The following is a 12,842-nucleotide window of genomic DNA, read 5'->3' on the forward strand; positions in this document are numbered from 1 at the left end:
GCCCGGAACGCCCTCGCCGTGCGGGCGGCACAGCTCTTGCCGGGCCTTCCAAGGAGATTCGATGACACTGCTCGACGGCCCGCCCCGGGTGATCACGGCCGGCGCGGACCTCCTGGCGGAGTCGCTGCGCGAGCAGGCCGCCGCCATCACGCCGGTGGCCTGGCGCCCGCCTCTCGCCGGCACGTCCGGCGCCCTGGCCAGGGTGCTGGCCGATCCGCGCACGAAGGCCGCCAACGAGCTGGCCGTGCGCAGGCTCACCAGCGCCCGCCCGTACCTGGTGGGGGTGCGGCGGGCGTCGGAGCTGCTGCGGCTGCCCGGGCGGATGTTCCTGCACGCGGGCCCGCCCATCACCTGGCAGCGGGCTTCCGGCCCGATGCGGGGGGCGCTGATCGGCGCGATGCTGCTGGAGGGGTACGCCCGCGACGAGGACGCGGCCACGACCGCCCTGGCCGCGGGGGACGTCACGCTGGAGCCGTGCCACCAGCACGCGACCGTGGGTCCGATGGCGGGCGTGGTGAGCCCGTCGATGTGGATGTTCGAGGTGCGTGACGCCGAGCACGGCGGCACCGCCTACTGCTCGCTCAACGAGGGCCTGGGCAAGGTGCTGCGCTACGGCGCGTTCGGGCACGAGGTGCTCGAACGGCTGAGCTGGATGGACAGCGTGCTCGGGCCGGTGCTGTCGGCGGCGGTGGAGCTGGCCGGGCCGATCGACCTGCGGGCGCTGATCGCGCAGGCACTGCAGATGGGCGACGAGCTGCACAACCGCAACCGGGCGGCGACCTCGCTGCTGCTGCGCGAGCTCGCCCCGGCCGTGGCCGACGCCGCCCCGGGCAGCGCCTCGGACGTGCTGCGCTTCATCGCCGGCAACGACCACTTCTTCCTCAACGCGGGCATGGCCGCGGCCAAGGTGAGCACCGACGCCGCCCGCGACGTCCCCGGCTCGTCGCTGGTGGTGGCCATGGCGCGCAACGGCACCGACTTCGGCGTGCAGGTCTCGGGGCTCGGGCGGCGCTGGTTCACCGGGCCCGCGGGCGTGCCGGACGGGCTCTATCTGGGCGCGTACGGTCCCGCCGACGCCAATCCGGACATCGGCGACTCCACGATCACCGAGACGTCGGGCCTGGGCGGGTTCGCGATGGCGGCGGCCCCCGCCATCGTGCGGTTCGTGGGCGGCGAGGTGGCGGACGCGGTGGCGGCGACCCGGTCCATGTACGAGATCACGCTGGCCGAGCATCCCGTCTATCAGATTCCGGGGCTGGGCTTCCGTGGCACGCCGGTGGGGATCGACGTCACGCTGGTGGCCAGGACCGGGGTGCTGCCCGTCGTCAACACCGGGATCGCCGGGCGGGTGGCGGGCACCGGGCAGGTCGGGGCCGGGCTGGTGAGCCCGCCGGCGGAGGCGTTCACCAGCGCGCTCACGGCTCTGGCGGATTCCGCTAATGATCCATCTTTCAACGGACATATCAGCACGTCAGATGCCTTGTAATGACGTTTCGGCTTTCGCTCTGATTGACGTGCCTATATCGTGGCGAACCTCATAACTTGGAACCATCACGCGATGCGTGTGGCGGATGAGGCTGAAGATGGGGGCTGGACATGGCAGCGGACCGCGTGCTCAGCGGCCCCGGCGCTGAAGGAGGCGCTCCGCAGAGCCAGGGCCGCCTGATCGGCAGGCGATACCGGCTGATGTCACCGGTCGGCAGGGGCGGCATGGGCATGGTGTGGCACGCCCACGACGTGCTCCTCGCCCGTGACGTGGCGGTCAAGGAACTCATCCTGCCCTTCGGGCTCGACCACGCGGGCAAGCAGGTGGCCCACCGGCGGATGCTGCGCGAGGCCAGGTCGGCCGCGCGGCTGACCCACCCGGGCATCGTCACCGTGCACGACGTGGTCGAGGAGGACGGCCGGCCCTGGATCGTCATGGAGCTGGTCCGGGCCTGGTCCCTGGAGCAGGCAGTGCGGCAGAGCGGCCCGCTCCCGGTGATCCAGGCGGCCGAGATCGGCATCCGGGTGCTCGACGCGCTCAGGCACGCGCACGCCGCCGGGATCCTGCACCGCGACATCAAGCCCGGCAACGTGCTGCTCACCTCGGACCGGGTGGTGCTGACGGACTTCGGCATCGCCGCGATCGAGGGCGATGTGACGATCACGCAGACCGGGCTGCTCATGGGCTCGCCCGCCTACATCCCGCCGGAGCGGCTGTCCGGGCAGCACATCACCCAGGCGGCCGACCTGTGGTCGTTCGGGGCGACGCTGTACGCGGCCGTCGAGGGGCGGCCGCCGTACGAGGGGCCCGACGCGATCGCGGTGCTCGGCGCGGTGCTCACGCAGGAGCCGAACCCGGCCCAGCGGTCCGGCGCGCTGGGGCCCGTCATCGAGGGGCTGCTGCGCAAGAACCCGGCTGAGCGGCTCACCGCCGCGCAGGTCGAGGAGCTGCTGGAGCGGGTGCTGGGCGCCCACGGCGCGGTGCGGCCGCGCGCCCCCGAGCCGCCGCCACCGCTGCCGCCGCAGGCCGAGCCCATCGGGCTGGACTCGTCGTCGGGCCCGCTGCCCTCACGGATCGTGGAGACGCCCTCCGGTCCTGTACGGGTGCCGTACGACCCGCTGAACAGCCCCTCCGGCGGCTACTCGATGCCGTTCGAGGGGATGTCGAGCCCGTCGGGCAGCCACCGCACCGACCAGTTGCCGTCACCGCCGCGGCCGGACAGGTTCGACGCGTTCACCAGCCACTCGGGCCCGCAGCGGATGCCGGAGAACGCGGCCCGCCCCATGCCGCCGGGCGCGTCGGGCGCGCACCCCATGCCGCCGGGCGCGTCGGGCGCGCACCCCATGCCGCCGGGCAGCGCGCCGGGCGGGTCGGGCGCGTACCCCATGCCGGGGACCGGCCCGCGCCGCACGCCGGACGCGCCGGACGCGCCGTTCGTGTCGCGCGGCCTGCTGGACAGCCCGTCGAGCCCGCAGCCGCCCTTCGGCGCCCCGGAGCCCTATTCGAGCCTGCGCGGGCAGTTGCCGGATCCCGACGAGCCGTCGGCGCCGCCGATACTCCCTCTGACCAGCGACAGCCGGACCGGCGGCCGCCCCGCCCCCTGGCCGCTGGCCTCCGCCGACGACCTGCGCGACCAGTCCAGGGGCTTGTCGCGGGAGGTCCCGCACAGCCGCCTGGCGACCCTGCCCGGCGTGGCGCACCGCAACACCAAGAGCAGGCGCAGGCCCGAGGAGACGGGCAACGCCTGGGTGCGGGACGGCCGGCCGACGCCGGTCCTGATCATCACGGCCGTCGCGTCCGTGCTCGCCGTGGTGGCGGCGCTGATGTTCATCGCCTCCGGCAGCGGCGCGCCGGCGCCCGTGGCGAGCAGCGCGCCCGCGGCCGACGCCGCCGATCCCGATCCGGGCACCAAGGCAGACACCGAGGCGGACACCAAGGCGGACACCAAGGCGGAGGCCTCGCCGGTGCCCGAGGGTTACGAGGAGCAGACGCCGGCCGGGTTCAGCGTCGCGGTGCCGCCGACCTGGAAGCTGGCGGCGTCTGGCGGCGAGGCCACGTTCACGGGCCCGAAGGACTCGAACATGCGGATCGTGGTCGAGGACGTGACGCCACAGCCCGACGGCGGCCTGTCGGAGCTGAGCCGCCAGGAGGCCGACGGCGGCGTGGACGGCTACATCCAGGTGCAGCTCCAGGCGGTGCGCTACCGCGGCTGGAAGGCGGCCGACTGGGAGTACACCTACACCACCGAGAACGGCGTCCCGATGCACGCCCTGACCAGGTTCGTCACGATCGACGACAGCGCCGCCTTCAAGATCACGTTCGACCTGCCGGAGCTGACCTGGGACGACCAGGCGGAGACGCGCAAGGTCTTCCTGGACACCTTCCGCCAGAGCACCTGACGCTCCTGCGGGACCCTAGCGAGGCGCGCCGCCGATCGCGCGGTCGAGGAAGTCGCGGACCGTGCCGGCCAGCTCGGCCCGGTGGTCGGACAGGGCATGGTCGGTGGGCCATTCGCGATGCTCCAGCCTGGCCGAGGCGTAGGCGCCGACCAGCGGCCGGTGGTGCACCTCGGCCGGCGTGACCGGGTCGAGCCCGGTGCCGATGAGCAGCACGTTGCGCCCGGCGAACCGCGGCGCCAGCACCGCCAGGCTCCACCGCTCCCCCGCCGCCTCCATCTCGGCGACCAGCGCCTCGCCGCTGGTGCCCCGCAGCGGGAGCAGCTCTCCGTCGAACGCCTCCACGGTCGCGCGCCGCCCGGCGGGGTCGAGCCCGCGCGTGACCGTACCGAAGTCGAAGCCGGACACCGACACGGTGGCGGCGATGCCCGGATCGTCCGCGGCGCTCATCAGCGCCACGAACCCGCCGAAACTATGCCCGACGACCGCAACCCGTCCGGGGTCGAGGCGGTGGGCCGCCGCGAACTCCTCGTCCCGCACCGCGCGCAGCACGCGCGCGGCGTCGTCCAGCCCGTTCGCCCATGACCAGTCCCCGCCCACGCCCCAGGACCCGCGGTAGTGGAAGACCAGGCTCGCGTATCCGGCCTGGCGCAGCGACTGCGCGAGGTCGAAGTTGCGCTCGTTGCCCGGGAAGCCGTGGAACAGGACGGCGACGGGATGCGGCCCCGCTCCCTCCGGCACGTGCAGGACCCCGAGCAACTGGACACCGTCGCTGTCGAACGTCACCGCGGGCGTGGCGGCTCTCATACCCATCACCTCATCGAACCGATCAGTACCATGTGTGTGCGAACCGCACGGTACCATCTCTGGCATGCCGGTAGCCAAGGGAACCTCGCTCGACCCCGCCCGCACCCGCGCCGCGATCCTGGAGGCCGCCACGGCCGCCTTCTACGACCACGGCCTCGACGGCGTGGGCGTCGCGAACCTGTGCTCCCGCACCGGTGTGTCGAAGGAGACCCTCTACCGGCATTTCGGCTCCAAGCAGGGCCTCATCGAGGCCGTGCTGGAGGCGCGCAGCGACAAGGTCACCCGGTGGCTCCGGGCGGCGGCCGACTCAGCGGGCCCGGACCCGGCCGACCGGCTCGCCGCCGTCTTCGACGCGCTCGCCGGCTGGCACGGCGAGCCGGGCTTCCGCGGCTGCGCGCTGGTCAACGCCGCCACCCAGCACCACGAGGGGCCGGCCCGCGCCGTGGCCGCCCGGCATCTCGACCGCCGGCTGGCCCTGCTGGAGGACATCGCCACCCTGGCCGGCGCCCGCGATCCCGGCGTGCTGGCCCGCCAGCTCCTGATGCTCGTCTCCGGCAGCACCACCGCGGCCGACCTGCACCCCGGCAGCGAGCCCGCCGCCCGCCACGCCCGCGAGGCCGCCCTCACCCTGCTCGCGGCCGCCGTCCCCGCGCGTTGATCTCCTGCTGTACGGTCGGCCGCATGGAGCTGGCGAGTATCCACTTCTACCCGGTGAAGTCCACGGGCGGGCACGAGGTGCGCGAGTGCGAGGTGCAGCCGTGGGGGCTGGCCGGTGACCGGCGCTACCTGGTAGTCGACGAGCACGGCGAGCCGCTGACCGCCCGGGATCGCCCCGTCATGCTGGCCTGTGTGGCCGAGCCCGACGGCGACACCATCACGCTCACCGGCCCGCACGCCGCGCCGCTGCGCGTCACCCCCTCCTCCCGCCGGTTCACGGCCGACGTCTGGGGCACGCCGGTGGAGGTCACCGACTGCGGCGACGACGCCGCCGCCTGGATGTCCGCGCTGATCGGACGGCCGGGCAGGCTCGCCTGGCTGGACGATCCGACCCGGCGTCCCGTCGATCCCGCCTACGGCAGGCCGGACGACCGGGTCAGCCTGGCCGACGCCTACCCGCTCCTGCTGACCTCGACGGCCTCGCTGGCGCAGCTCGACGAGTGGACGGCGCGGACGGCTGCCGAGCTCGGCGAGGAGGCGCCGGAACCGCTGTCGATGCGCAGGTTCCGGCCGAGCGTCGTGGTGGACGGCGTGGACGTCCCGTTCGCCGAGGACAAGTGGGAGCGCGTACGGATCGGCGAGGTGGACTTCCGGGCGACCAAGCTCTGCGACCGGTGCGCGCTGACCACTGTCGATCCGGAGACCTTCACCAAGGGCAGGGAGCCCCTCCGCACGCTGGCCAGGCACCGCAAATGGGACGGCAAGACCTGGTTCGGCCTGAACCTCATCCCCGACACCACCGGCCGGATCGCCAAGGGCGACCCGGTCACCGTGCTCTGAGAGGTCTCACCTCCCCCCATCGGGAAGGACAACTGTCCTCTTTGGGGGGATCTCGTGGGCTATGCGAGACTTCACAGGTGACCAGCGCCCCCACAAAGCCCGCTAAATCACCTTCCGACCAGATCCGTCACATTCAGCGCCGTACCTTGATGGTCCTGTCGGGCGCCCAGATCGTGGGCGGGGTGGGAGTCGCCGTCGGGCTTGCCCTCAGCTCGGTGGTCGTGGACGAGCTGTCGGGCTCGACGGTGATCAGCGGGTTCGCCGGGACCGCCACCGTGCTCGGCGCCGCGCTCCTCGCCCTGCCGATCGCCAAGGCCGCCGGGCGGGGCGGGCGCCGGGCCGGGCTGGCCCTGGCCTACCTGGCGGCGCTGCTGGGCTGCGCGATCTCGGTCGCGGCCATCGGCATGGGGAACTGGCCGCTGCTGCTGGCCGGACTGGTGCTGGTGGGCGGTGGCAGCGCCGGCAACCTCGCCGCCCGCTACTCCGCCACCGACCTGTCACCGCCGGGCCACGCCGCCAGGCACCTGTCGCTGGTCGTCTGGGCGGCCACGATCGGCTCGGTCGCCGGGCCCAACCTGGCCGAGCCCGCCGACCGGATCGGCATGGACGCCGGGCTGGTGGAGAAGGCCGGGCCGTTCGCCTTCGCCGCGCTGGCGTTCGCGGGGGCGCTGCTGATCGTCCTGGCAGGCCTGCGTCCCGATCCGCTCAAGCTGGCCCGCGAGCTCGACGGCACCCCGCCCACCGCCAGGGGCAGGACCCGGACGGTCAGGACCGCCTGGCTCACCCTGCGCACCACCCCGATGGCACGCAGCGCGCTGGTGATGATCGCGGTCAGCCACACCGCGATGGTGTCGATCATGTCGATGACCCCGGTTAAGCTCCACCACGACGGCTCGACCCTGGACGTCATCGGCATCGTGATCAGCCTGCACATCGCCGGCATGTACGTGATGTCACCGGTGGTGGGCTGGCTGGCGGACAAGGCCGGCCGGGTGCCGGTGCTGCTGCTCGGCATGGCGCTGCTGCTCGGCGCGGCCATCCTGGCGGGCACGGCCGATCACCGTGTCTGGCAGGTCACCGTGGCGCTGTTCCTGCTCGGCCTGGGCTGGTCGTGCGGCCTGGTGGCCGGCTCGGCACTGGTCAGCGAGTCGGTGGCGATCGAGGAGCGGCCCGCGGTCCAGGGCCTGTCGGACCTGCTGATGAACGTCTGCGGCGCCACCGGCACGATCATCGCGGGCGCGATCGTGGGCGGCCTGTCCTACGGCGTGCTCGGCCTGGTCGTCGGCGTCATGGTGACGGCGGCAGGGCTCTGGCTGGCCGCCACGTGGCGACGCTCGGGCACCTGACCCTCACGTGGCGTCGGCGTAGGACCTGACCCTCACTGTGGCGCCGGCGTAGCGGCTGCCCCTCACTTGGCGTCGGCGTAGCAGCTGACCGCGACCGCCTCCATCGGGAAGCGGACCGGCGTCCGCCCGAACAGCAGCCTGCTGGCCTCGGCCGCCGCCGCGGAGACGCCGGCCATCACCTCCTCGGCCTGCTCCAGCGGGCAGTGCACCATGACCTCGTCGTGCTGGAAGAACACCAGCCTGGCGGGATCGGGCAGCATCCCGCGCAGGACCGCCATGAGGGACAGCGCCCATTCGGCGGCCGTGGCCTGCACCACGAAGTTGCGGGTGAACCTGCCCCGGTCACGCGCCGCCCTGCCGCCCTCGGGGCCGGACACCAGCTCCTTCCACCGCTCCGACGGCGGCGGGCTGGTGCGGCCGAGCCACGAGCGCACCAGCCGCCCCTCCTCGCCCGCCTTGGCCGCGTCCTCGACGAACCGGTAGGCCTCGGGGAAGCGCTGGCGCATCACCGCGAGCAGCTTGGCGGCGTCGCCGCTGGTGCCGCCGTACATGGCGGACAGCATCGCGATCTTGGCGTTGTCACGCTCGCCGCCGAAGGACTTGGCCAGCGCCGAGTAGAGGTCGATCTCGCCGGCCGCGGCGGCCAGCCCCGCGTCACCGGCCATCGCGGCCAGCACCCGCGGCTCCAGCTGGGCGGCGTCGGCGACGATCAGGGTCCACCCGTCGTCGGCCATCACCACCCGCCGCATCACCTTGGGGATCTGCAGCGCGCCGCCGCCGCTGGTGGCCCAGCGCCCCGACACCACGCCGCCGACCACGTACTCGGCTCGGAACCGCCCCCCGCGCACCCACTGGTCGGCCCAGGTCCAGCCGTGGAAGCTGAAGAGCCTGGCCAGCTCCTTGTAGGCGAGCAACGGCGCGACCGCGGGGTGGTCGATCCTCTTGAGCTCCCAGGAGCGCGTGGACTTCAGCGCCACGCCGGCGCCCTTGAACGCCTTGACGAGCTGCTGCACCGAGTCGGGGTTGACCGGGTGGCCGAAGGCGGCCGACACCTCGTCGGCCAGCGCCTGCAGCTTGGCCGGTCGCATGCCGTGCACCGGGCGCGGCCCGAGCAGCTCGGTGAGCAGCGTGTCATGCAGGTCCCTGCGCCAGGGCATGCCGTCGTGCCCCATCTCGGCGGCGATCAGAGCGCCTGCCGACTCGGCCGCCACCAGCAGCCGGAACCGCCCGGGATCGGGCAGGGCCTCGATCCTGCGGAGCTGCCCGGCCAGCACCTCGGCCACCGCCTCGGCGCCCAGCGGCTCGGGCGCGAACAGGGTGCCGGGCGCGCTGGGCTGCTCGTCCGGCACGGGCAGCCCGTGCAGCCGGGCGTGGGCGGCCCTGGCCGAGCGGGGCTCGCCGTAGCGACCCTCGTGCGCCAGCAGCAGCCCCTCGGTGAGCGTGACGTCGTGGCAGCGTCCCACCCGGACGCCGGCCCGCAGCAGATCGGGGTAGGTCTCGCGGGTGTCGGCCCACACCCACCGCGTCGGCCCGGCGTCGAGCCCGCGCACGGCCTGCGCCAAGCCCGCCGGGCCGGCCTCGCGGGCGGCCGCCCGCGGGGCGCCGGCAAGCCGGGCCGTCCCCCCGAGAGGGAGGATCGTCTCTCCTGCCAGCACCGTGTACACGTCTCCAAGGGTGCCAGGCGGCTACGACAAACCGATGACGACCTCGTCCTCGACGGGCGGCTCCAGCTCCTGCTGCAGGCATCCGGTCGCGGCGAAGCAGCGCAGGGTGAGCCGGTCGGGGGTGACCGACACGCGCAGGAACTGCTTGAAGAACGGCGGGGTGTCCCAGTCCGACAGTTCGGACAGATAGCGGTGGAAGACCTTGTCCACCGGCAGCCGGAACGGCCACGGCCACGATCCGAGCAGCCGGGCCGCCCACCTCATCCGCGCCGTCACCGTCACCGGCCCGTCCATGGGCCTGACCGGGGTGTTCTTGATCTGCTCCGACATGATGCAGGCCGCCTCGTCGGGAGTGAGGCAGATCCACTTCATCCGCAGCCGCTTGGCGTAGAGCTGGCTGTAGAACGACAGCGAGTCGCCGCGCAGCGGGTAGCACCGGTAGTCGTCCTCGTGCACCCCGGCCACGTCCACGCGGCGGATGGTGTGGGTGGCGTGCATGAAGGCGCCGCCGCCGCCCGAGACGATGTACTGGATCACCCGGTCGCCGACCTGGACCGGGTAGCGCTGGTAGTTGTGCACGTCGCCGCCGATGGCCGCCACGTAGTTGTGCCGGGGGTCGGTGACGATGTCGTCGATGGTGCCGCCGTCCTCCAGCTTGGACGGTTTGTACTCGTTGCGGGTGTAGATCGGCTTGCCGGTGACGAGGATCTTCGGGCGGGGGTCGAGCGAGACGCGGCGCAGCCACTCGGTCTGCTTGCGGTCGATCGTCCCCCTGATGCCGGTGTCGACGCCGACGACGAGCAGGCTCGGGCTCTCGATCACCCAGTACGGTCCCGGCTGCGCGGCCTGTCCCGCCAGCTGCTGCGACGGCCTGCTCCGCAGCTCGCGGGCGTCGGCGAGGACCCGCTCGTCGATGGTCTCCGGCTTGCGCCACAGCAGCCCGCGCAGCCCCCGGTCCGGCTTGGGCTTCAGCGGCGGCGCGTCGCAGAACACCCGCATGAAACCGCCCAGCCCGTCGTACCAGTCATGGTTGCCGGGGATGGCGTAGATCGGCGCGTCGTACTCCTGGTACGGCCGGAAGAACTTGTCGCCGTACTCGTTTCCCGATCCGGCCGGATAGATCACGTCGCTGGCGATCACGGCGAAGGCGGTCCCCTCGCCCGCCTTCAGCATCCCCGGCACCACGGCGTACTGGGAGGCGTCGCCCTCACCGGTGTCGCCGAGCAGCAGGAAGTCGAAGCTGTCCCCGAGGCCGGGCCTGATCCGGAACTCTCCGTCAACCCCCCGCGCCTCCTGCGTGGCGACCCATCTGCCGCGCACCTCCCCCGAAGGGTCCCCGAGCAGGCCCGCGAGGATCTCGTTCCTGGAGCGCCACAGCGTCCGTAAGTTCAGCCAGCTGAAGCCGTGCCCGTTGGGCCGCAGCCCGGCGAACGTGCCGATCTGCTGGCAGGACCAGCCGGCGCCCTCCTCCGACACCCGGGACGACGCCCGCTTCCCCCGCTCCGCCGCAATATCCACCATGAACACATCTTTGCCAATGTCGCCCCGGAAGCGCATCCGGAACGGAGAGTGTCGTTGCCGACACAGATGGTTCATGATGGTGTAACCTCGACGCCCCAAGCAAGCGGTTGTCGTCGCCAAGGAGGGCTTCCATGGCGCGGAACGGTTCCGATGACGCGCTCCGGCGGAGCTCCACGGCGGTGCAGGCCGTCGAGGGTCTGCTCGCCTACGCGCAGACCCAGCGCCGCTGGGGGCGGGGCGCGATCAGGAGCGCTGACCGGGCGATCGCCATGAGCCGGGCCCTGGCGGCGGAGGCTCCCGAGCACCTGCCCCTCCTGGCCCGCGCGCTCCGCACCGGGGCCCGCGTCCACCTCGGGCGCAGGCGCCCCGCCGACGCCCTCCCGCTCGCCGAGGAGGCCGTCGACCTGGCCAGGAAGCCGGGCGGCGGCCTGCTGCTGGCGTCCCTTCGCACGCTGGCCGAGACCTACGAGGCGCTCCAGCGCTACGGCGACGCCGCGGCCCTGCTGTCCGAGGTGGACGAACTGCTCCCGCCACCGGACTGACAGGTGCGCCGGGCACGGCACGTCAGGGGATGAGGACGCCCGGGTTCAGGATGCCCGCCGGGTCCACTTCCCGCTTCACGGCGCGCAGGATCGCCGCGCCCAGGGGACCGATCTCGGCGGCGTAGGCGTCGCGGTGGTCGCGGCCCACCCCGTGGTGGTGCGAGATGGTGCCGCCGCCCCGCACGATGGCCTCGCTCGCCGCGGCCTTCGCCCGGTCCCACTGCGCCACCGGGTCGGCCTCCTGGGCCGTCACGACGGTGAAGTACAGCGACGCGCCGGTCTCGTACACGTGCGAGATGTGGCACATGACCAGCGGCGATCCCAGGGAGCCCAGCATCGCCAGCCGGACCGCGTCGTACAGGCGCGGCAGGCCGGCCCAGAAGCCCGCGGTCTCCAGCGTCTCGACGGTGGCCCCGGCGGCGAGCAGGGAGTCGCGCAGGTACGGGGCGGAGTAACGGCCGTGCGCCCACGCCTCCCCCGGCTCGGTGCCGAGCGGCTCGCCGCCGAGGCCGGTCAGGACGGCGGCGGCGGCCGAGCGGCGCTCGCTCACCTGCGAGCCCTCGTAGCCGGCGATCACCAGGCAGCCGGAGTCGCCGCCGCCGATGGCGTCCGGCCGGGCCAGGCCGATCATGGTCTCGGTCTCGTCGGACAGGCGCAGGACGGTGGGGAGCGGGCCGTCCTGGGCGAGGGCGCGCAGTGCCGCGGCGCCCCCCTGGAAGTCGGGGAAGCGCCAGCCCTCGTAGAGGCGCTCGGCGGGCAACCGGCGCACGCGCAGGCGGAGCCGGGTGATGACGCCGAAGGCTCCTTCGGAGCCGAGGACGAGCTGGCGCAGGTCGGGGCCGGCGGCGGACCTGGGCGCCCGGCCGAGGTCCAGGGAGCCGGCCGGGGTGGCCACGGTGAGGCCGACGACCATGTCGTCGAAGCGGCCGTAGCCCGCCGAGGCCTGGCCGCTGGAGCGGGCCGCCGCGAAGCCGCCCAGCGTGGCGTACTCGAAGGACTGCGGGAAGTGGCCGAGCGTGAGGCCATGCGCGGCGAGCAGGCGTTCGGCTTCTGGCGCGCGCACGCCCGGCTCGAAGGTGGCGATCATCGACTCGGTGTCCACGTCGAGCAGCCGGTCCAGCCGGCTCAGGTCCAGGCAGACCACCGCGGCGAAGCCGGCGCGGGAGGCCGCCAGGCCGCCGACGACCGAGGTACCGCCGCCGAACGGGACGGCGGCCACGCGCTCGGCGGCGCACAGGCGCAGCACCTCCAGCACCTCGTCGTGGGTGCCGGGCAGCACGACGGCGTCCGGCGCGTCCGTGCCGTCGCCGGCGCGCATCCGGAGCAGGTCGGGCGTGGACTTGCCGCGGGTGTGCCGGACCCGCGCCTCATCGGAGGTCAGGACATGCCGGGCGCCGACCAGGTCCGCGAACGCCCGGACCTGCCCGGGCTCCAGCGCGACCGGCGGCAGGCGTACCGACTCCAGGGCTGCGGCGGGAGCCGTCGGCTCGCGCACGCCCAGGAGGTCGTGCAGGAGGCGGCGGACCTGTTCGGGGAGCTCGCGGGCCTTGGCGGGGTCGCCCCAGCCCGACCAGAGCATCGGT

General features: G+C 73.6%; 10 protein-coding genes. 6 read left to right on the forward strand and 4 right to left on the reverse strand.

Features of this window, described 5'->3' with window-relative positions; all coding sequences use genetic code 11:
• Positions 1-61: 61 nt before the first annotated feature.
• Together V5E28_RS07740 and V5E28_RS07745 are read left to right on the forward strand one after the other, a co-directional pair.
• A complete protein-coding gene (locus V5E28_RS07740; RefSeq protein WP_336205710.1) occupies positions 62-1,486 on the forward strand; it encodes a DUF1116 domain-containing protein in 1,425 nt (474 codons plus the stop codon).
• A gap of 110 nt (positions 1,487-1,596) precedes the next feature.
• Complete coding sequence (locus V5E28_RS07745; RefSeq protein ID WP_336205711.1) at positions 1,597-3,885, forward strand: serine/threonine-protein kinase; 2,289 nt, start codon at positions 1,597-1,599, stop codon at positions 3,883-3,885.
• Between the two features lie 15 nt (positions 3,886-3,900).
• Here V5E28_RS07745 and V5E28_RS07750 read toward each other — a convergent pair whose 3' ends face one another.
• Positions 3,901-4,689 carry an alpha/beta hydrolase family protein gene (locus tag V5E28_RS07750; protein WP_336205712.1) on the reverse strand — a complete coding sequence of 263 codons (789 nt, stop codon included), beginning with the start codon at positions 4,687-4,689 and terminating at the stop codon, positions 3,901-3,903.
• Between the two features lie 64 nt (positions 4,690-4,753).
• On the opposite strand from V5E28_RS07750, the gene V5E28_RS07755 reads away from it, so the two are divergent.
• From V5E28_RS07755 to V5E28_RS07765, 3 genes are all read left to right on the forward strand, one after another.
• The gene (locus V5E28_RS07755) at positions 4,754-5,347 is read left to right on the forward strand and encodes a TetR/AcrR family transcriptional regulator (RefSeq protein WP_336205713.1); all 594 of its coding nucleotides are present in this window, start codon (positions 4,754-4,756) and stop codon (positions 5,345-5,347) included.
• A 23-nt stretch (positions 5,348-5,370) separates the two neighbouring features.
• Complete coding sequence (locus tag V5E28_RS07760) at positions 5,371-6,186, forward strand: MOSC domain-containing protein (RefSeq protein WP_336205714.1); 816 nt, start codon at positions 5,371-5,373, stop codon at positions 6,184-6,186.
• Positions 6,187-6,335: 149 nt separating this feature from the next.
• Complete coding sequence (locus V5E28_RS07765) at positions 6,336-7,532, forward strand: MFS transporter (RefSeq protein ID WP_336205715.1); 1,197 nt, start codon at positions 6,336-6,338, stop codon at positions 7,530-7,532.
• A gap of 62 nt (positions 7,533-7,594) precedes the next feature.
• Here the strand turns inward: V5E28_RS07765 and V5E28_RS07770 are convergent, their stop codons facing one another.
• Together V5E28_RS07770 and V5E28_RS07775 are read right to left on the reverse strand one after the other, a co-directional pair.
• Positions 7,595-9,196, reverse strand: a complete 1,602-nt coding sequence (locus tag V5E28_RS07770; protein WP_336205716.1) for a bifunctional 3'-5' exonuclease/DNA polymerase — start codon at positions 9,194-9,196, stop codon at positions 7,595-7,597.
• A gap of 21 nt (positions 9,197-9,217) precedes the next feature.
• Positions 9,218-10,717 carry a metallophosphoesterase family protein gene (locus V5E28_RS07775; RefSeq protein WP_336205717.1) on the reverse strand — a complete coding sequence of 500 codons (1,500 nt, stop codon included), beginning with the start codon at positions 10,715-10,717 and terminating at the stop codon, positions 9,218-9,220.
• 131 nt (positions 10,718-10,848) lie between these two features.
• Here V5E28_RS07775 and V5E28_RS07780 point away from each other — a divergent pair, with 131 nt between their 5' ends.
• Positions 10,849-11,259, forward strand: a complete 411-nt coding sequence (locus V5E28_RS07780) for a hypothetical protein (RefSeq protein WP_336205718.1) — start codon at positions 10,849-10,851, stop codon at positions 11,257-11,259.
• Positions 11,260-11,281: 22 nt separating this feature from the next.
• Here V5E28_RS07780 and V5E28_RS07785 read toward each other — a convergent pair whose 3' ends face one another.
• Positions 11,282-12,838 (reverse strand): FAD-binding oxidoreductase, encoded by a 1,557-nt coding sequence (locus tag V5E28_RS07785; RefSeq protein ID WP_336205870.1) that lies wholly within the window; start codon positions 12,836-12,838, stop codon positions 11,282-11,284.
• Positions 12,839-12,842 lie beyond the last annotated feature (4 nt).

This window comes from Nonomuraea sp. LPB2021202275-12-8, assembly GCF_037044575.1.
In the GTDB taxonomy this organism is placed as follows: Bacteria; Actinomycetota; Actinomycetes; order Streptosporangiales; family Streptosporangiaceae; genus Nonomuraea.